The 21,652-nt window shown below is 36.3% G+C and carries 17 protein-coding genes; 1 reads left to right on the forward strand and 16 read right to left on the reverse strand.

What is annotated here, in order from left to right; genetic code table 11:
• Positions 1–83: 83 nt before the first annotated feature.
• The 11 genes from yunB to sufC form a co-directional block, all read right to left on the reverse strand.
• On the reverse strand, positions 84–881 hold the full coding sequence (gene yunB / locus MKY88_RS19160) for a sporulation protein YunB (RefSeq protein WP_069482478.1): 798 nt from the start codon (positions 879–881) through the stop codon (positions 84–86).
• Positions 882–904: 23 nt separating this feature from the next.
• The gene (locus tag MKY88_RS19165) at positions 905–2,014 is read right to left on the reverse strand and encodes an HD-GYP domain-containing protein (protein WP_069482479.1); all 1,110 of its coding nucleotides are present in this window, start codon (positions 2,012–2,014) and stop codon (positions 905–907) included.
• A 36-nt stretch (positions 2,015–2,050) separates the two neighbouring features.
• Positions 2,051–3,415, reverse strand: coding sequence for a bifunctional metallophosphatase/5'-nucleotidase (locus tag MKY88_RS19170; protein ID WP_328201137.1), 1,365 nt, complete (start codon positions 3,413–3,415; stop codon positions 2,051–2,053).
• A 36-nt stretch (positions 3,416–3,451) separates the two neighbouring features.
• Positions 3,452–4,276 (reverse strand): sulfite exporter TauE/SafE family protein, encoded by an 825-nt coding sequence (locus tag MKY88_RS19175; protein WP_069482481.1) that lies wholly within the window; start codon positions 4,274–4,276, stop codon positions 3,452–3,454.
• Entirely contained in the window at positions 4,276–5,133 is an 858-nt protein-coding gene (locus MKY88_RS19180) for a DUF72 domain-containing protein (protein ID WP_340814444.1), read from the reverse strand. The genes MKY88_RS19175 and MKY88_RS19180 overlap by 1 nt, the downstream gene beginning before the upstream one ends.
• Positions 5,134–5,266: 133 nt before the next feature.
• Positions 5,267–6,253 (reverse strand): ABC transporter substrate-binding protein, encoded by a 987-nt coding sequence (locus MKY88_RS19185; protein ID WP_340814446.1) that lies wholly within the window; start codon positions 6,251–6,253, stop codon positions 5,267–5,269.
• Between the two features lie 479 nt (positions 6,254–6,732).
• Positions 6,733–8,130 carry a Fe-S cluster assembly protein SufB gene (sufB, locus tag MKY88_RS19190; protein WP_069482499.1) on the reverse strand — a complete coding sequence of 466 codons (1,398 nt, stop codon included), beginning with the start codon at positions 8,128–8,130 and terminating at the stop codon, positions 6,733–6,735.
• Positions 8,131–8,229: 99 nt separating this feature from the next.
• Positions 8,230–8,655: a Fe-S cluster assembly sulfur transfer protein SufU gene (gene sufU, locus MKY88_RS19195; protein ID WP_069482500.1), complete on the reverse strand. Its 426-nt coding sequence runs from the start codon at positions 8,653–8,655 to the stop codon at positions 8,230–8,232.
• Positions 8,645–9,874 (reverse strand): cysteine desulfurase, encoded by a 1,230-nt coding sequence (locus MKY88_RS19200; RefSeq protein WP_069482501.1) that lies wholly within the window; start codon positions 9,872–9,874, stop codon positions 8,645–8,647. The genes sufU and MKY88_RS19200 overlap by 11 nt, the downstream gene beginning before the upstream one ends.
• Positions 9,874–11,181 (reverse strand): Fe-S cluster assembly protein SufD, encoded by a 1,308-nt coding sequence (sufD, locus tag MKY88_RS19205; RefSeq protein ID WP_193832958.1) that lies wholly within the window; start codon positions 11,179–11,181, stop codon positions 9,874–9,876. The genes MKY88_RS19200 and sufD overlap by 1 nt, the downstream gene beginning before the upstream one ends.
• A gap of 18 nt (positions 11,182–11,199) precedes the next feature.
• On the reverse strand, positions 11,200–11,979 hold the full coding sequence (gene sufC, locus MKY88_RS19210) for a Fe-S cluster assembly ATPase SufC (protein WP_004228249.1): 780 nt from the start codon (positions 11,977–11,979) through the stop codon (positions 11,200–11,202).
• Positions 11,980–12,501: 522 nt separating this feature from the next.
• Here sufC and MKY88_RS19215 point away from each other — a divergent pair.
• The gene (locus tag MKY88_RS19215; RefSeq protein WP_069482503.1) at positions 12,502–13,404 is read left to right on the forward strand and encodes a LysR family transcriptional regulator; all 903 of its coding nucleotides are present in this window, start codon (positions 12,502–12,504) and stop codon (positions 13,402–13,404) included.
• An 82-nt stretch (positions 13,405–13,486) separates the two neighbouring features.
• Here the strand turns inward: MKY88_RS19215 and MKY88_RS19220 are convergent, their stop codons facing one another.
• From MKY88_RS19220 to MKY88_RS19240, 5 genes are read right to left on the reverse strand one after another with little or no spacing between them, the layout of a single operon-like run.
• The gene (locus MKY88_RS19220) at positions 13,487–14,563 is read right to left on the reverse strand and encodes a glycosyl hydrolase family 18 protein (RefSeq protein WP_328201419.1); all 1,077 of its coding nucleotides are present in this window, start codon (positions 14,561–14,563) and stop codon (positions 13,487–13,489) included.
• Between the two features lie 22 nt (positions 14,564–14,585).
• A complete protein-coding gene (locus tag MKY88_RS19225) occupies positions 14,586–16,337 on the reverse strand; it encodes a polysaccharide deacetylase family protein (RefSeq protein WP_328201143.1) in 1,752 nt (583 codons plus the stop codon).
• Positions 16,334–18,205, reverse strand: coding sequence for a glycosyltransferase family 2 protein (locus tag MKY88_RS19230; RefSeq protein WP_193832962.1), 1,872 nt, complete (start codon positions 18,203–18,205; stop codon positions 16,334–16,336). Before MKY88_RS19230 ends, MKY88_RS19225 begins: the two co-directional genes overlap by 4 nt.
• Positions 18,202–19,632 carry a polysaccharide deacetylase family protein gene (locus tag MKY88_RS19235; RefSeq protein WP_254664323.1) on the reverse strand — a complete coding sequence of 477 codons (1,431 nt, stop codon included), beginning with the start codon at positions 19,630–19,632 and terminating at the stop codon, positions 18,202–18,204. Before MKY88_RS19235 ends, MKY88_RS19230 begins: the two co-directional genes overlap by 4 nt.
• A 16-nt stretch (positions 19,633–19,648) precedes the next feature.
• Entirely contained in the window at positions 19,649–20,974 is a 1,326-nt protein-coding gene (locus MKY88_RS19240; protein WP_340814451.1) for a nucleotide sugar dehydrogenase, read from the reverse strand.
• Positions 20,975–21,652: the final 678 nt, after the last annotated feature.

Genomic DNA, 21,652 nt, shown 5'->3' on the forward strand with positions numbered 1-21,652 from the left:
TATGCATTTTTTATATTAACTATCTTCACTGTTGTCAATGTAACATAATAAATGAACTCCAACAACTATCACAGTAAACATTTCTATTTAAATGGCACAGGTATTTCAATGGAAGGTTGAGGCGCATCACTGCTATTGGTATAGATGTTCGGTACTGGTCCTCTAGTTAACCCCATAGCTACAGGAATATCCTGTGCAACGGTTGAAGATTTACTTGCAAACGGAACAATAATTTGGACATTTACCTCTAAATGAATGCCTACTTCAACATACGCACTATTGATCCCAAATTCTTGAATGGATGAGGTCACATTACTATGGACATTTCCTATCACATGAAATCGTATAGGGATTTTTGGCCCTAAATTTCCGAGCAAAGGAATATTCGCGGCTTGCCCCAGCGGTACAAAAAAGACAATGCCATCGCCTTCCTGAATTCGGTTAATATCATATTCAACATTATCTAATTCAGGTAAATGTGATAGTTCTCCTTGTTCTGCCTGCTCTAAATACATTTTTACAAGCTCTAATGTCTCCGCTCTAACACGATTAATAATTTCCGTATTAAACTTTGTTGTCATCATATCAGAACTACCTGGAGGAATATCTTCAATGATATCATTTACATCTAATACATTGGAGGTTCGTGAGTTAATGGCTTTACTTACTACATATGATGCAATTTTTGTAGTTTGTACCTCTGCATACTGCAAATATGTGGGCATGAGCCGTTCATTTAAATAATAAATAAATAATATAAGACAAACAACCATACTAACAATTAAAATGGTTAATCGATTAAGACGTATTCCCCGTTTATTATACGAGCGCAATTTCATCCTTTTTCGAGGGAAAAACAAAAAAATCTCCTCCTGTTCCATAACGTATGAACAGGAGGAGTATTTTATTCTACCTTTGCAGGAACCATATAATCCGTCTCAACATTTTCAATTAAAACATTTGGATAGTCCACTAAATTAACCTCATATGTAGCCGCGAGCAGTTGATTTTGCTCCTCAAAAATACGAATCCATGGTAATGCTGCATCCAATGGGTTTTGTCTAGATACAATGCCACGTCGACCATCTGATAATTTTAAGATAACACCATTTGGATAATGAACGACAGCTCTTTTTAACGCTTTTACGATGCGAGCATCATATAGCGTACCGGAGCCTGCCTCTACAATAGCTAGTCCTTGTGAAGGAAGCATTTTTTCACGATATACTCGATTCGTTGTAACCGCGTCAAAGACATCGGCAACGCCAATAATCTTGGCAAATGGATGAATTTCAAAATCAACTAATCCTCGTGGGTAGCCACTTCCGTCAATACGCTCATGATGTTGAAATGCACAATGAGCCACTAGCAATGATATAGAATGTAAATTGCGTAATAAATCAAAGCCATATCGGGCGTGCATTTTCATCGCTTCAAATTCTTCATTGGTTAGGCGACCTGGTTTTGTTAGGATATCTTTTGGTACCATTAGTTTACCTACATCATGTAGTAATGCACCAATCCCTACTAACCGTAAATCCTCAGCAGAGTAGCCGAGCTCTTTGGCAATGGCTATCGAGTATAGTGTCACTTGGAAGGAGTGTTGATATAAATACTCATCAAATAAATAAGCATCTGTTAATATCGTTAAAATTTCATCATTTCCAGTAACAGCAGAAAGTAGTTCATCTACAATCGAGACAATTGTTTTTGATTGTTGATCTAATATATAAGAGGCATTTACTGAATTTAAACCATCGATTGATTGAAATGAATCTTTAATTGTTGTAATGACTTTATTTCGCATCGCAGGTGGAACAGTTTCTTCTACCTCAATGCCCTCCGAAATATCATCGTCAATGTATAGGTAATGTGTATTTAACTGTTGAAGTCGCTGAATAATTCGGTCATTAATGATGACATCCTTCTTTAAAAGCGGATGCCCCGCCTCATTCCAAATGGTTCTGCCTAATACCATTCCTTCTTTTAATACATCGATTGAAATTAATCGCATGATTTCTTCCCCAATCTATTCTTTAAGCTAACACTATTACTTAAAGAAACTTTGACCATAATCTATCATAATGTTTCGTAAAAATTCTGGTAATATATATTGCTTCTTTGCATATTTGAAACTTGGATAAAAATATCCAAAAGTAAACAAATCTAATGTTACAAGTTTATAGATGTGATCATCATTTGCCAGCTTTCCATTAATTAATAACTGACGATTGTCGTTCATGGAAAAACCATATGTCAATATTTTTCCAAAAATCACACCTCTAAACCCTAATCCCTTTAATTCAATATAGGGCCATTCTTCATTCTTGGATTGCATATAAATTTCCTTCATTTCCGTAACGGATAATTCAATTGTACATAAATTAATAGGATGTGGAAAAATCCGATGTAAATCTAATGCAGTCACAGTTCCTTTTGGAAGGCCATCTAAAAATATTCCAGCATTAAACAAGGCACAGTCAGCACCACTTTTTTCTAAAATAGCATGTGCAAATAAATCAGATAGCTGTGAGTAGTGGAACCATTCCTTATTATAAGATTTCTTCGTCGTAAATACTGGCGTATCCAATATTCTAATTCCCTCATCCTCTAAGGATTGTACAAATTGCTGCTCGTTATGGATATTTGGCAAGTCCTTATTATGAATTAAAGTATCCTTTTTTTCAACAATTTTCCTCATTTTTTTATCGTATTCGATAACAAGATGTCCTGTATATTGTCCAAATTTACCTCCACCTGTCAATAAAACACCATTGACGCGTTTCCCTTCTGGCAAGACATGATGTGTATGTGAACCGAATATAACGTCAATTTCTGGACATTCCTCCGCTAATAGCTCATCTTCGGTTATCCCTAAATGTGATAGGCATAAAACAATATCAACCTCTTTACGTAGTTGATGGGCTAAACGAAGAAGTGTGCTGCGCGCTTCAACCATCTGCCAATTTAACGCCTCATAATACACTTCAAACATAGCCGTGGCTGCAATTATCCCTAGCTTCGTCCCCTTCTCCGTTGTAAGCACAACATAGGGCTTCAGCCAGGCTGGATTTCTCCCCTGATATGCATCAATATTACCTACAACAACATCAAAATTTGCATCATCGTATAAATGAAAAAGCTCATCATGAGACAATGTAATGCCCTCATTGTTCCCAATTGTCACTACATCGTATTCTGCTTCGTTGAGTAGTTGTACATTCCCCTTACCGATTGTCGCTTCGGTATAAATATTAGAGCGATCTAAATGATCCCCCACATCAAACAAATAACTCGTTTCCCCTATTCTCGCTAGACTGTTGCGCTTCTCTTTCACATAGCTTTGCATTCGTGGCCAATACTTAAAATGACTATGCAAATCATTTGTGTGAAAAATATGGATTTTTTCAAGCATTAAAGCCACCTCATTTTCATTAGCTAGTATAGCCGATTAAGCCAATATCCCTTCAACAATGGAACGAATTCCTAATAGTAATAAAATAATTCGAAGAACCATTACAAGCGTATCTGATTTAATTTTTTTATTTAACGCCGCACCTAGCTTCGCCCCAATAAACGCTCCTGGAATCACAGGAATTGTATAAAGCCAAGGAACATGCCCTAAATATACATGGCTTGCCGTATTAACAAGTGACGTTAAAAAGACTAAAAACATCGAAGTTGCTACTGCTACATGTGGTGGAAATAAGAACAATATAATCATAGCCGGCACAATCATTGAGCCTCCACCTATACCAAATAGTCCTGAGGCAAAGCCCACTCCGAATGTAAATAAAATCGCAAACCAAATCGGATATCCGTAGACAAAGGTTTTCCCTTCGGCATCAGTAAATTCTTGTTGCAGACCATTTTTCACAAACCATTTTACAGGCTTTAATTTGTCGCGTACAAGTAAAATAATCGATAAAATAATAAGCAAAATACCAAAGTATAAATTGAAGGATGGTAAATCTAATCCTTTATTAACCCATGCGCCCAAAATAGAGCCTGGAATACTGCCGATAAAAAATATATAGCCAGTTTTATAATCCACCGTTTTTGATTTCATATAACTTAATGTGGAGGCAAGTCCTGTAAAAATCATCATTACAACAGATAAACCAACTACTTTTTGTGGTGTTATATCTGGAATCATTCCAAGGTTTAAACCAATATATAAAGTTGCTGGCACTAATACCACGCCACCACCAAGCCCAACCAATGAGCCAAGGAGACCAGAAAATAATGCAATAATTATTAATAAAATAAACGCCATTATAATTCCCCTTCAAACATGTTTAATTGTTTAGGCGCTAACCCAACATCTTTAATATTCAAAATAGCCTGTAATTCCTTCGCGTTTTTCGCTGCATGATTACCTGAATTGTTATTAAATAATATAAAAAGGTCCTGCACCTCTGTCTCAAGCTTGAGAATTTGCTGTCCAAGCTGTTGCAATTCTTCTTTATTATAGTCATATAAAAAGCGCACTTTGCGCCAATTTTCTGCATTCCCTGTGTTGCGCCAACCATGTATATTTCGACCATGGATACGCACCAGCGCCTTATTGGCAGTCACTTTAGGATAAAAGGGAACCGATCCTATACCCGCCTGTGGCTCATCACAAATCGTATGAATAAATTGATGCTCTCGTAAAAAGTCCATTGTTTGTTGTACTACATTATCTCCATACCATGTTTGATTGCGAAACTCGATAGCCACTTCGAAATCCTTTAGTTGTTGACGAATATACAATAAATATTGAACATTTTTCGACTGACAATCAAACCAAGGTGGAAACTGAGCTAAAACCATTCCTAGTTTTCCAAAACGTTTAAATTCATGGGCACATTCAATAAAAGCATTGAACATATCATTCTTTGATTCAAAAGGAATATCTCCTCTCAAATGTCCCGTCATGCCTTGATAGGCCTTCACTACAAAACGAAAATTCTCCGGTGTATTCTCACACCATTTACAAACATTCTCTTTGGATGGTATGGCATAAAAGGAAGTATCTACTTCCACCGCTAAAAAATGACCTGTATAATCAAATAATTTATCCTTTGAAGTAGTCACTCCACTATAAAGTGAAGGGTGATCGCCCCATCCAGTTAATCCAACTACAATCATGTGACATCCTCCTCTATCTACAACATAATCATAGCATACAGTCTTCTCATACAATTAATTATCCTGTAAAAAATCTAGCTTTTCACAAAGAAAAAGCATGAGTCCTTATACGATTGAACTCATGCCAAACAAGTTATTTATCAAGATTTTGTTGGATTGCCTCTAAAAAAGTAATACGACTAAACGCTGGTCCACCTTCCATTAGTGGGTCCACAACATTAACAAATACTTGCTCATTTTTAAAAGCATTGATATTTTGGATAATTGGATTCTTTTTAAAATCTTCTAACGCATTAGGAGCATCCGCATTTTCATCGGTTGAAAACTGCAAAAATAAATAATCTGGATTCATATCCGCTAGTTGCTCAACAGAAATCGCTTCTTGTGATTTCGCCTTAGCTATTTCAGCAGGAACCTCTAAACCAAGCTCACCATATATAACAGGATTCAAAAATACTTCTTTTGGATAGACATAAGCTTGTCCTCCACGAATTCGAATGGCTGCTACTTTTTTGCCTTCTAGCTTTTCTGTTAAGCTAGATTTTGCTGCTTCAATATCCGCCTTGTATGTAGATAATATTTTTTCTGCCTCTGCTTGCTTGCCCGTTAATTCAGCTAATAAGTTAAAATTAGATTCCCAATTCGTAGAAATATGCGAAACTAAAATGGTCGGAGCGATTTTTTCTAATTTACTTTGTACTTCCTCTGGAAACTTTGTTGAGCCTAAAATCACATCTGGGTCTAATTCTAATATTTTTTCAAAGTTTGGCTTAATCTTCTCCCCAATCGATTCTGCCTTATCTGTAATAGCAGCGTACAACTCAGGGAATTTACCACCAACCGCAATTGCTCCTACTGGATGAACATCAAGAACAACCATATCTTCCATGGCCTCCATCGCACCCGTAACAACAATTCTTTCGACCTTTTCGGGCACTTCATAGCTTTCTCCAAGATAATCAATGGTTCTTGTCCCATTTTCATTGCCAGAATCATCTTGTGTTTGTGATACTTCCTCTTTCGTAGAATTTGTGGACGTATCTGTTTTCTTCTCTCCGCATGCAGCGAGGATTAGCATAAATACCGCTATCATACTAATAAATAGAAACTTGTTTCTCATGTACTCATCATTCTCCTTCTCTTAATTGATATTGATTCTCATTATCATTTTAGTATGTCTCATTATAAAAATCCACTATTATTGCAAATATATTAAGAAATTTTTTTCCATACAAAAAAAAACCCTTGCCACAATCATAGTTGTGACAAGGGTTAATTAATAAAATATTCGATAGAACCTTCCTTTTTCATAAAATTCAATTAGACCAAAGGGTTATAATAAAGGGCTTAATAAGTCCCTAACCTGATGATTGATAAAAGCTTTGAACTATTGCTTACTAAAGGGATAAGGCTTGCGGTGCTTCTTCTCCTTTTCTAAGCATTTATTCTCCCATCACAAAAAGCTTGAAAATAGATACTCCTAGAGCTTTAATTGAGTGCCCCTTAAATTTTATCGAAGGATATAAAAGCATCCTCTACTTCCTCATAGAAAACGTAAAAAAGGAGCAGATATTAGAATCTGCCCCTTTTATTTTAATTTTATCCGATAGAACCTTCCATCTCGAATTTGATAAGACGGTTCATTTCTACTGCATATTCCATTGGTAATTCTTTTGTGAATGGCTCGATGAAGCCCATTACGATCATTTCTGTCGCTTCTTCTTCAGAGATACCGCGAGACATTAAATAGAATAATTGTTCTTCAGATACTTTTGAAACTTTAGCTTCATGCTCTAAAGAAACGTTATCATTCAGAATTTCGTTGTATGGAATTGTATCAGAAGTTGATTGATTATCCATAATCAGCGTATCACATTCAATGTTGGCACGAGCACCGCTAGCTTTAGGACCGAAACGAACTTGTCCCATATACGTAACCTTACCACCTTGTTTAGCAATCGATTTAGAAACGATTGTAGAAGATGTGTTAGGTGCCATATGAATCATTTTTGCTCCAGCATGTTGATGTTGACCTTTACCTGCTAATGCAATAGATAATGTCATACCACGAGCACCTTCACCTTTTAGGATACATGCTGGGTATTTCATTGTTAATTTAGAACCAATGTTACCATCAATCCATTCCATTGTACCGTTCTCTTCAACAACTGTACGTTTCGTTACAAGATTGTATACGTTGTTTGCCCAGTTTTGAATTGTTGTATAACGGCAGTAGGCATCTTTACGAACAACAATTTCTACAACAGCTGAGTGTAAAGAGTTTGTTGTGTAAACAGGGGCTGTACAACCTTCAACATAGTGTACATGCGCGCCTTCATCCACAATAATTAGCGTACGTTCGAATTGCCCCATATTCTCAGAGTTAATGCGGAAGTAAGCTTGTAAAGGTGTTTCAACTTTAACACCTGGTGGTACATAAATAAATGATCCACCTGACCATACAGCTGAGTTCAATGCCGCAAATTTATTATCTGTGTATGGGATTACTTTACCCCAATATTGTTTGAAAATTTCTTCGTTTTCGCGTAATGCTGAGTCTGTATCTTTGAACACAATACCAAGATCTTCAAGGTCTTGCTTCATATTATGATAAACTACCTCTGACTCATATTGTGCAGATACACCCGCAAGATATTTTTGTTCTGCTTCCGGAATCCCTAATTTATCAAAAGTCGCTTTGATTTCGTCAGGTACTTCATCCCATGATTTTTGTGTAGCTTCTGATGGTTTTACATAGTACGTAATTTCATCAAAGTCTAAATCACCAAGATCGCCACCCCATTGTGGCATTGGTTTTGCATAGAATGTTTCAAGTGCTTTTAAGCGGTACTCCAGCATCCACTCTGGCTCTTGTTTCATATTTGAAATTTCACGGACGATTTCTTCAGTTAAACCACGTTTTGAACGGAAAATTGATACGTCCTTGTCATGGAAACCGTATTTGTAATCGCCGATATCAGGCATTTTTTTAGCCATCTTTTCTCCTCCGTTCATTGAGATGTATTGTTCGAGGTATTCGACCCTTGCCTTGAGTGAAAGTATGTCACTTTCACCCAGCCGACAAGGCAGTATGATTTATTTCACACCTTTTTCCATTGCTTTCCAAGCTAATGTTGCACATTTAATACGTGCAGGGAATTGTGAGACACCTTGCAGTGCTTCAACATCCTCTAGGTCATATTTATCGCTATACTCTTCACCCATCATCATTTTAGAAAAAATATCAGCAAGCTCTAAAGCTTCATCTACCTTTTTCCCTTTAATCAGTTGAGTCATCATAGAGGCAGAAGACATAGAAATTGAACAGCCTTCACCTTCAAATCTGGCATCCTCTACAACACCGTCAGTCACTTTTAATGTTAAGTGAATACGGTCTCCACATGTCGGATTGTTCATATCAATCGTTACAGCTTCACCTTCTAAAGCACCCTTATTACGAGGATTTTTATAGTGATCCATAATGACTGAACGATATAGTTGATCTAAATTATTAAAAGACATCGCCAAAATACTCCTTCGCAGAACGTAACCCTGCGACAAGACGGTCAATATCCTCCTCTGTATTATACAGATAGAAGCTTGCACGCGCTGTCGCTACTTGCTGAAGACATTTCATTAGTGGTTGTGCACAGTGATGACCAGCACGAACAGCAATACCATTCATATCAAGCACCGTTGCCACATCATGTGGATGGACATCATCTAAGTTAAATGTCACAAGTCCACAACGTTTCATTGGGTCACGTGGGCCGAAAATTTTTAAACCGTCAATTGTTTCAAGCTGATCCATTGCGTAGCCTACAAGCTTATGCTCATGCTCTGCAATATTATCTAACCCAATCTCAGTTAAGAAATCAATAGCGGCACCTAATCCTATTGCACCTGCAATAATAGGCGTTCCACCTTCAAATTTCCACGGTAATTCCTTCCACGTTGAATCATATAACCCTACAAAATCGATCATTTCGCCACCAAATTCAATTGGCTCCATCTTTTCAAGGTGTTCCTTTTTACCATATAGTACACCTATTCCAGTAGGACCGCACATTTTATGCCCAGAGAACCCTAAGAAATCTACATCCAAATCTTGCACATCGATTTTCATATGCGGAGCAGCTTGAGCTCCATCAGCCACCATAACAGCACCATTAGCATGTGCAATTTGGGCAATTTCTTTGATTGGATTAATAGTTCCAAGTACGTTTGATGCCATTGACACCGACACAATTTTTGTTTGAGGTGTGATCGTCGCACGTACTTTTTCTAAACTAATCGTTCCATCAGCTTCTAGCTCAATGTATTTCAATGTCGCCTTTTTTTCTTTGGCTAACTGTTGCCAAGGAATAATATTGGAGTGATGCTCCATTTGAGTAATGACGATTTCATCACCCTCAGCAACATTTGCACGTCCATAACTGGCTGCTACTGTATTTAAGGCTGTCGTTGTTCCACGAGTAAAAATAATTTCTTGTGTTGATTGAGCATTAATAAACTTACGAACCTTTTCACGTGCACCTTCATATTTATCTGTAGCACGGTTTCCTAATGTATGCACACCACGGTGAACATTGGAATTATCGAATTCGTAATAAGCTTTGATTGCTTCAATTACTTGAACAGGTTTTTGAGATGTCGCTGCACTATCAAGATACGCAAGTCTATGACCATTAACATCCTGATTTAAAATTGGGAAATAGCTTTTAATGTCTTTATTCATCATTAGCGAACTTTCCTTTCAATAACCTCCGTCAGTTGCTTTTGAACGCCCTCAATTGGTAATTGCGTAACAACTGGCGCAAGGAATCCATGGATAACAAGGCGCTCTGCTTCTGCTTTCGAGATACCACGGCTCATTAAATAGTAAAGCTGTAATGGATCTACTCGACCAACAGATGCTGCGTGTCCTGCTGTTACATCATCTTCATCAATTAATAAAATTGGGTTTGCATCCCCTCGAGCTTTTTCAGAAAGCATTAATACACGTGATTCTTGTTGTGCATCTGCTTTCGTTGCACCATGTTCGATATAGCCAATACCATTAAAGATAGATTGAGCTGCATCTTTCATGACACCATGTTTTAAGATATGCCCGTTTGAGTTTTTACCCCAGTGACGAACCTCTGTAGTGAAGTTAAGTTTTTGTTCTCCACGACCAACAACTACTGTTTTTGTATCTGCATGAGAACCGTCACCAATTAGATGAGTAATATTTTCTGAGATTGTATCTGAGTCATTCATTAAACCAAGAGCCCAATCTACTTTTGCGTCACGCGCTAAGCGTGCACGACGATTTACATATGTCGTAAAGCCTTTTGCAAGTACATCCACTGCTCCATATGTTACTTGCGCATTATCTTGGACAACTACTTCCGCAATAATATTTGCTTGGCCTTTTGCTTCTTCAACCGTTGAAATATATGTTTCCACATATGTTACAGCAGAATTTGCTTCTGCTACTACTAATACATGGTTGTATAATGATGCTTCAGCATTATCGTTTAAGAAAACAACTTGAAGTGGTTGCTCGATGACTACATTTTTTGGTACGTAAACAAATACGCCACCGTTAACAAGTGCTGTATGAAGCGCTGTTAACTTATGCTCATCCACTTTAACAGCTTCAGTCATAAAGTATTTTTGAACAAGCTCACCATGGTCACGAACTGCTGTAAAAATATCTGTAAAAATAACACCTTTATCAGCAAGCTCTTGTGATGTTTTAATGTAAGCTGGTGTATTATTGCGTTGAATATAAAGGTTTTCTTGCACTTCAAGGTCAATTAACCCTTTTGCTTCTTCAGGTAAAGCATCCAATGATGGAAATGCCTCACTATGAACTGTAAATGCTGGGAAGTTCATGAAATCCCATTTCGTAATATTAGTTCTATCTGGTTTTGGCAAATCTAAACCAGTTACTTTGTCTAGTGCTGCCGCGCGAAGCTCTGTAAACCAAGTTGGTTCACCATTTGCTTCTGAGAACGAGCGCACGTCCTGTACTGTTACAGGCAAGTTAAGTTCCACTGTCATGCTAGTTCGTCCTCCCTCTTATGCTTCTTGTTCTTCTGTTTCTTCTTCAATACCTAATTCTTTTTTGATCCAGTCATAACCTTCTGCTTCTAAGCGTTGTGCAAGCTCTGCACCACCTGATTTCACAACACGTCCTTGCATCATTACGTGTACATGGTCTGGTGTAATGTAGTTAAGAAGACGTTGATAGTGCGTAATCATTAAGCAGCCAAAGCCTTCACCGCGCATTGCGTTGATTCCTTTAGATACTACTTTAAGTGCATCAATATCAAGACCAGAGTCAATTTCGTCTAAAATAGCGATCGTTGGTTTAATCATCATTAATTGAAGAATTTCATTACGCTTTTTCTCACCGCCAGAGAAACCTTCATTTAAATAACGTTGTGCCATATCTTCGTTCATTTCTAGGAATTCCATGTTTTTATCTAATTCACGGATAAACTTCATTAATGAAATTTCATCGCCCTCTTCACGGCGAGCATTAATAGCTGAACGTAAGAAATCAGCATTTGTAACACCAGCAATTTCAGAAGGATATTGCATAGCTAGGAATAAACCAGCTTGAGCACGCTCGTCTACTTCCATCTCAAGTACATCTTCGCCATCAAGCTCAACAGTACCTGAAGTAACTTCATATTTAGGGTGACCCATAATAGCAGAAGCTAGTGTTGATTTACCAGTTCCGTTTGGTCCCATGATTGCATGAATTTCGTTTGTATTAATTGTAAGATTTACGCCTTTTAAAATCTCTTTCCCGTCGATAGCAACGTGAAGATCTTTAATAACTAAAGTTGACATGAAATTACCTCCATAGTGTTCAGTGAATGGGTCAACCATTCCTTAATTATCATCATTCTAATCTTAACTGAAAATCGTTCTCTATGCAAACCATTTCAATTACTTTCCTTCTACTCAAATAAAATCTTGAAAAATAAAGGCTTTGTAAGCATTTTCAGATTATTACTATTTGGAATAGATATTGAGAATAGACTTTCTTCATTTTCAATGAATTATCTCTAATTGAGAATTGATTTCATCTAGCTACATAGTGGAAACCTCATGAAAAGGGCTAATTGTAGAGGTTTTATGACAAATTTGCATAAACAACCATAACTATACTATAACCTATTTCATTAAAATGGAATCAATTAAAATGAAGATATTTTCAAGGCAATCTCTTTTACACCCAAAAAAATTCTATTATACAAGAATACTGAATACTTAAACTTTTTTCTGTATTTACAGTCACTTTTTATCTTCAATACTATATAATTGAGCTATAATCAATCTTATTTTTAGATTAATAGAGGTGAAATGTTAGTGGAGTTACGTCAATTACGCTATTTTGTGGAGGTTGCTGAACGCGAGCATATATCAGAGGCCGCTGAGCATCTTCACGTAGCTCAATCAGCCATTAGTCGGCAAATCGCAAATCTTGAAGATGAATTAGGTACTCCGTTATTTGAACGAGTGGGTCGTAATGTGAAATTAACCCCGATTGGGAAGACATTTCTTGAACATACCATTACAGCATTAAAGGCCATTGATTTTGCTGCCAAACAAGTAGAAGAATATCTTGATCCTGCTAAGGGCTCTATTAAGATTGGCTTTCCAACAAGCTTGGCTAGCTATGTACTTCCAACCGTTATCTCAGCCTTTAAACGAGAGCATCCAAATTTACAATTTCAGCTACGACAAGGATCTTACCGATTTTTAATTGATGCTGTCAAAAATCGAGAGTTAAACCTTGCCTTTTTAGGTCCGCTTCCTCCTAAAGATGAATCTATTGAGTCGACTATATTGTTTACAGAAAATATTGCAGCTCTTCTACCTGCCAATCATCCATTAGCGAAAAGAGAGAGTATCCAGCTCGCAGAATTGAGAAATGATCTATTTGTGTTATTTCCAGATGGCTATATATTACATAAAGTGGCAATGGATGCCTGTCGTGCTGCAGGATTTTTGCCTAATATTATTTCAGAGGGTGAAGATTTGGATGCACTTAAAGGCTTGGTAGCAGCTGGAATAGGCGTTAGTCTGTTACCAGAAAGTTCACTTTATGATTCTGCTGCTCGCTTTACTGTAAAGGTGCCCATCGAATCACCTTCCATCCCAAGGACGGTTGGCATTATTTCTCCAGTCAATCGAGAAATCGCTCCATCAGAAACCATTTTTTTAAATTTCGTCAAAGATTTCTTTTCACGTCTGTCCCAATTTCAATAAAAAATCGCCTTAACTGGCGATTTAAACTGTAGGCAAAAGCCATCGAGAAGTTCACTCTCGATAGCTTTTGTTGAAATTCTCTTTATTGGTGATTTTTTTGGGGAGACGAACGCTCTCCAGTTTCTTGCTCACTAATCCACTGTAATGTTTTGACACCTAATCCACCTGCACGCCACAACACTACATCATGATAGCTTTTCCTTTGGACATATTTGACCCATTTTTCAAGTGTTTCTTGGTCAGCATACCAAACCTCATGACTAACATTGCTAGAATCTGTATACGTAAAATAAACTGCTCCACTTGCTTTATCACGTTTTTTATTTGCGTTTGTTTCAGCTAATACTTTCTCAGCCTCAAGCTCCGTTAATGCAACTGTATTCCCTTGAGCTACCCAATCGAAACCACCTGTGGCAAAGGCGATGGCTAATTTTTGATTGGATTTTTTGATTTTTTTTATTAAATCATTGAGGAAGGTAAAAGTAGCTTTCGCACCTGGACCACTATGATAACCATGTACATTATAGGCCATTACAGTGTAGCTAGGCCCATTTGGTAGCTTCACATCAAACGGAAAGCTTGGCTCTAACACGACATGCAGTGTAACATTCTTTTTGGCAAGCTCTCGGTAAAGCTCCTTTAAAAATTGAACATATTTTGAAAGGTCTTCTTTAGCTATCTTTTCATAATCAATTTCGATGCCATCCGGTTGGTATTGATCAACTACCTGCAAAATATTATTGATATGCTTTTTTCTTGCTGCGGAATCCTGTAATAGCCTATGCAAAAGTGTACTATCCTTTTGAACAGATGAAGCATTATCTGTCACATAATCATTAATAAGCGTTAGGATCACATGATGTGATTCATTGTATTGATGCTGTGTCTGTTGCAACATATCGACTGCACTATCCGTTAACAACAATTCATCTTGATGATTAAAATATGCACCAAAAACGCGTATATCTTGTAATCCTTGTTGAGAATTTTGGACATCTTCTAAGGCTAATTGATTTTGCCATTCAGGTAACCACATAGATAAACGGAGCTTTGCTTTATCTTTCAATTCTTCCTTTGCTATAGCCGGTGGTTCTTTACTATTACTACAAGCAGTGATAAATATTAGGGCTATACAGATAAATAATATAAAATTTTTCACTTGTTTCAAATTTCACCCCAAATTAGAAGGTTTCTATAAAGAAATCCACGACATGATTAAACAATGTTGTACTTTTATACTTAACCTTCTCGAAATTCGTATATTGGTTTGTAAAAATGGTTTGATCTTTTCTATCTGTAATTAAAATATCTTCTATTAATGTATCGTATATATCATCTGCATACTGTTCATGGGACGTATCTTTATGACTAAACAACGCCCCAAATCCTATTTGTGATCCATGAAGGCTAGGATTAATTTGAATAGTTTCAGATAATACATTATCTACATCTATGTTTATTTTATCCTTATTTACTGCAATGTTAAATACTCTATTTTTTCTTAAGTTTCTTGGGTATTCTTCTTCAACAATCCGCGATCCCTTTTGGGTATCCTGATACGTATAGACGGTCGCCTTATTAAATGCATACTCCTCTTCATTCCACTTAATCTCATTCAACGGAAAACGAGCCTTTTCCACAATGTCTGAAGCTGGTAATTTTTCACTCACTACAAGCTCATTATCGATTAAGGCAATGCGTAAATAGCTATTTGTTTTATCATCATAATTTACGTAGAATGCTTGTTCACCCACAACATTCCCTTTAAATGTAAAACCTACATTATATTGTTGTGGCATTGTTTCCTTTAAAAGAATCCTACCTTCACTAGAAGGAGCAGATGTTAATGTGACCTTATTATTATCAAATTCTGCCGCCCCATTAATTGTATGCCATTTTTGGGCTAAAGCAGGATCTCCTATTTTAAACTCTACATTTTGATTACTAGCCTGTCTGATTTTCATCATTACATGATTGGTTGACCAATAGGGAGAAACTTGTAATCGATTCAAGTTATAAAGATCACTATCTCTATCATTATAGGCACTCAATTCTAAATTAAAGTGCATAAGAAACTTGTCTTTAATTTCCTTGTCATTGGCACTCTGCACCAGTGGGTCCATATTGTTATACAATGAATTAGCATGCATAATGGCATAGGCTTTGGGAACTTTCCCAAACTCTTGCTGATAGATATCCTGCATAAGCTTGTAATCTTTCTTAATTCGAATTTCCATCTCTTGTCGAGTTTCACTTGGAATCATATATTGATTACGAATAAAATCCATTAAATAATGGTTATAATATTCGATTGTTGTTTTATTTGGTATATTATTTTCATCAATCATACCTAAGGACTGCCCTTTATCATTAAAAATATTAATATAGGTTAGTCGGTACCCGTTAGAGCCTAATTCCCAATAGCCACTTTTCTCCATCAACTTCAAATCTTTTGGTTTTAAAAATTTTTGATCACGAGTATCCATTTTATTGGCATACGTAAACATCGTAGCCTTGTAATTTAATTTTTCCATAATATTTTGTGCGAAAATACTAGAATCCGTACGTCCATCCTCAAATGATAAGAACAATGCTTTTTCAGGTAATGGTTTGTTCTTTTGATAAAAATCCAATATATCCTTTTGTGTAATAGTTTGATAGCCTTGTTTTTCAAGCAATGTTAATTGTTCTTCTAAATTCTTCTTTGACACATATTTAGGGGAGTCATTTCTACTCACCCCAAAATAGGAAAGTGCAATAAATCCTTCTTTATTGTTTAACGGTACTGCCTCAGCAAATCTCTTGTCTGTCAGAAAAACGGCTTTAATTAACACGACTGCTAAAAAGAGAACAACGATTAATTGTATGATCGAGCGTATAATTTTCCTTCGATTTTTTTTAGCTGGCTGTAAAATTACATTTTTCTCTTTCATTCCTTCTCACCCATTTTTCTAATTTTCAACATTGAAAATCGGGATTTTCGTAATTTTTGCTTTTCCATTTTCTTTTCTTTTGCCAAAACGTCTTGTGGTGTTTCCCTTGTTCCCCATGTTGATTTCCAAAATGTTACCCATGCAACTGGCATTTGCCAGAGCAAAATAAATTCATAATACAGAACGAAGATAAACCCGAATAACCATAATTTACTTTTTCTAAAGAATAGATGAGCCAAACTCATTAGCATGGCCATTAAAAGTAAGCCTAATAAAAAGGTAGTCGGAAAAACGCCATACATGATTGGCACATAGATTAAGTTGTAGACGACGACAATGGGTGCTGCAATTGGCACAATTAAACCTATGATGAAGAAAAGGAACATGAAGGGTTCTTTTTTCCACATAAATAAAAATGCTCGTAAAGATTCTCTTAGCCAAGAACGTTTCCATCTCATTTGCTGAGATAAAAAAACCTTTGTATCAGAGGGGACAATCGTCGAACAAATAGCATTATCCTGATAACCTGTTCGATGAGTTTTCAAAATGTAGTTTGTCATACTACGATCATCACCAAATGTAGCAGGCTGCCCAAGAAATTTTTGATTGAGCCAAGCTGTTTCATTTTTTAAAATAAGTTCTTTTCGATAACAAGCTAAGGGTCCTGATAAGCAAGTCACCGTATCAAACCAAGATTCAGCCGCTTTCATTATACGAAAGGCAATATAATAACGCACTGTCTGTAGTTTGGTCAGGGCATTAGTAAATTTATTTTCTACCTCTGTCCGACCAGCTACACCACCCATTTTAGGATCTTGGAAAGGCTGTACTAAATTGCGAATTGCATGTGGCTCCAAAAAACTATCTGAATCCACAAAAACCACTAAGTCATGTTTGGCTTGATGAACACCTGCTACTAGCGCTTCACGTTTTCCACCATTTTGAGGAAGCTTAGAAAACTTTAAGCGATCCGTCGTTTTAAAACGCCCTCCCTCAAAATGAATAAGATCAATCATTTCCTTAGCTTTTTCCTCCGTCCCATCCGTAGAGCAATCATCCACGACAATCACTTCTAACTTATCTACAGGATAGTACTGATTAATACAGCTTGAAATCGTTCGGTGTATCCATTCTTCCTCGTTAAACACAGGGATAATTATGGATACACCTGGCTCATAGTGCGGGTTGATTGGTACATTTTTATAGAAAATACCAAATAGGTATCTACTTAATAGAAACGTTGCCGCAATAATACTATAAAGATATAAAAATTTATTAAACCTAAAATAAATAACACTTTCAGCTCTCATCAGCATGACAATAAGAGTGACGACCAATAAGAATAAACTCGCCATAAAAACAGAAATGCCCCACCGCTTTTTTACCATATATTCATTTAAGGGTTGGAGAAATTCACAAGCAAAGTAATACAGCGTTTGACCATCCACCTCTTTAGTAAAATGTCTGACCACCTTTGCCTTTAACTTTACTTTTGCCTCATATCCCTCGGGCATTGCGCCCCCTGGAATCGTAAAATTCATTTCTAAAATTTCATCTTTTAATAATTGTTGAGGCTGTTGAGAATATACAAGGATTCCCGTAACTGAAATATCTTCCGCATAGTATTTGTCTGAACTTCTTTTATGCCTTGCTCTTCTCACCAGTACTTCAAAATGAGTTTCATAGCGTAAGCTAAGCTGTTGGAGACGATAAATTTCATTGACATCTGTCGGATCAATTTCTTCTTTCTGATAAGATGCACCTCGACGATTGACAAGGTTCCGGACATTTTCGGGATCAGGAATATTTGATAGAATCCGACGGTCTGATCGCGGTACTGTTAAAACCTCTTTTTTCGTTTTTATCATTTATTCACATCCCTATTTGCATCTTCTTCAATCCAAGTTGACATTTTACTAAAGCTATAACCATCTTGTTGCAGCTTTTCAATAATTAATGGAAGTGCCTCAACTGTTTTAGTTCCATCTAAGATGTGCATGACAATAACCTTTCCTGGCGCTGCTCTAGATATGACCCGATCATAAATATCCTGAGCACTGTAATCTAAATTCCAGTCAAAAGAAGCAATGTCATACATGGCAATGGTTTGAATTCCTGTAGCAGTAATCACTTTAGCAGTTCGCTCATCCATGATTCCTTGTGCTGGTCTAAAATAAAGTAAAGGTGGTTCCTGTAACGCATAAGTGAGTGCCTTATGGGCCTTCACTAAATCATCCTGTATTTCCTCTGGCGTCATCTTAGTAACATCTAAATGGTAATAGGAGTGACTTGCTACTTCATGACCTTCCTCTTGTATTAACTTTGCTAATTGTGGATTTTTCTCCACCCCACTACCGATTAAGAAAAATGTACTTTTAATATTATATTTTTTTAAAACATCTAAAACATCTTTCACTTGCTGTTCATGTGCCCAGTCATCAAAGGTAATGGCAATTTCTTTTTTAGATGTCTCTTTTCGATAAAATAAATGTGGTTCGATATTTTCATAATTTAAGTTAGGTTTGATTGCATCATGACCTGCTATTTCTTCTAACGACTTTGTTAAATAACGCTCATCTAACAAATCATTTAAAGTAGTAATTGTGTAATCATGCTCTTTTGCTAATTGTGCTAGTAAAGGAATGGTATCTATAATGGCAGGATTAATATAAGTATTAAGATGAATAATAGAGCCTCTATCAATATATTTGTCAATATAATCAATCAATTCTTGGGCACTTTGCATTTTTCGATCAAGTGGATTAATAGATAATCCTATCACTGCATTCATATCCAGTGCAGCAGCCGCTAAGCGCATATTATCTGTAATATCACCGGAACGACTTCGAACATATTTCGGCTTATATCCTAAATGCTCCTCAAATATTTGATTCGTTAAATAAATCTCCTCATAGGTTTGATCATAGTCTAAAGCGGTGACATCTGGAAATGACAAGGTACCGTTTTGGACTTCATGGCCTCTTTTTAAAATGTCTTGAACAAGCTCCGGCTCCTGTGCCACTCGTAGCCCCTCTAAGAAGAAGGTAGCTTTCATATTAGATTCATCTAATTTCTTCAGTAGTAGCTCCATTGTTTGATTATCCGCAAAGCCATTAAACGTTAGAGCCACTTTTGGCTTAATAATATCGGCATGGCTGATTGAATCACTCATCGTACCATCAGATTCCTTAATCTCTATAGTAGAATCAATTGGTTGAATAGTTTTTTGAGGAGTGGATTGACATCCTGCTAAGAACATCAGGAGTAGAAGCCCACATATTTTTAGCTGTTTCATGACCCACGAACTCTCCTTATAACTTGTAATAATATTTATTCTTAAATAAAAAATGGGTATTACGTGTATCAAAAATTAATGACGCTTGTTGATCAATTAATGAATAATCAATGTTGGAATGGTTGGTTAAAATCAATACTGCATCTGCATCTTTAATAATTTTTTCTGTTAAAGGAACTGTATTGAATATGGATTGTTCTACTGGGAATGTTTGAATATAAGGGTCGATAATCTGTAATGAGCACTGATTATCTAGTAATTGTTGAATGACACGTAGTGCGGGAGATTCGCGTGAGTCATTTATTTCCGGCTTATACGTGACACCAATAATAACAATTTTTGCTTGGCGCAGCTCGGTATTTTGAATACGTAAGTACTGCTCAAGCCTCTCCACAACAAAGTTAGGCATCGAATCATTAATTTTATCTGCTGCTTCAATTAATGTTGCTGAGACACCATGCTGTTGACCCGCCCACAATAAATATTTAGGGTCCACAGGGATACAATGTCCACCGACTCCTGGGCCAGGTTTAAATGGCATAAATCCATAAGGCTTTGTTGAGGCGGCATCGATGACTTCCCAAATATCAATGTTCATTTTATTGCAAATTTGACTTAGCTCATTGACAAGAGCGATGTTGATTTGGCGAAACGTATTTTCCAATAATTTCTCCATTTCGGCAACTTTCGGACTTGTTACCGTATATACACTAGTATGAATGACTGTTTCATAAAAAACCTTTGAAACTTCCAAGCATGTGGAAGTGACACCGCCAACAACTTTGGGTGTATTAGAAACTGAAAAATTACTATTACCAGGATCCACTCGTTCTGGTGAATAGGCTAAAAATAAATCTTGACCAACAGCAAAGCCATGTTTTTGCAAAATAGGCTGAACAATTTCCTCTGTTGTCCCAGGATAGGTCGTACTTTCAAGAATGACTAGTGCATTTGCATTAATATGGCACCCAATATCGTGAGCTGCTTCTTCTATATAGGAAATATCAGGAGTACCATCCTCAGTTGTAGGGGTTGGCACACAAATGATGACAACATCAACAGATGCAAGTTTGGAAAAATCATAGGTTGCTTCAAATTGATGTTCCTTTAATAGTAGTTGTATATTTTCTTTCGGGATATCAGCTATATAGCTTTCACCGTTTTGCAACAGGGCGATTTTTTCTTGATTTTTATCAAAGCCTAAAACATGAAAACCTTTTTGAACAATTTCAATGGCAAATGGTAGACCTACATAGCCGAGGCCAATTACCCCAATTGTCGCTTTTTTTGTTTGAATTTTATTTAATAAAGCTGAGCTCATTGATTTCGTGTTTATGTTCATAACAATAACTCCTTTGGCTAAACTTTCATGTAATTTTTATCGCCATTTTTCCGTTTTCTATTCATTCTACTTATATATGCCGAATATTCTGCAACGTAATAGGTTATTTCTCATTGCCATTTTAACCAAACCCCTTTCATCTCCACATACTTAAGTATGATTTTTTTTGTCAAAATAGATGATTAAAATCTAAATTTCACAAAAAACTTTTCTAACAATTATATAGTACTACTTGCAACTAAACAATTTCTAAATAATTCCTTCATTCACGATAAAACACCTACTTTATTAGTATTTAGAACAAAAAAATTCATTATTTATTCAAATTTTTAGTAAATATATTCAGAGTCTTTTTATAGTGTAGATGAAAAAGATGCTAAGTAACACTGAATAATGTTAATAAATAGAAAATTAACATTTTTTTCTTTCTTGAAATCTCTAAAAAATCCCTCCAGCATTGGTTTTAACCGATACTGGAGGGATTAGGTAGAACAATACTTTGAAATATGTAGAATAGGCACTACATGAGCTGTTGTAAATAATTTACATAGCTATTTTTATTTCCTCGGAAATCGACAACCTGTAAATAGTCACTATCCGAAAGCAGTCAAAATTCAGTTAAACAGCTTCAAAGAAAAAGAGTACATAAGTAATTCACTACTTACGTACTCTTTTGTT

Source organism: Lysinibacillus sp. FSL R7-0073, from assembly GCF_038009065.1.
GTDB classification, from domain to species: domain Bacteria; phylum Bacillota; class Bacilli; order Bacillales_A; family Planococcaceae; genus Lysinibacillus; species Lysinibacillus fusiformis.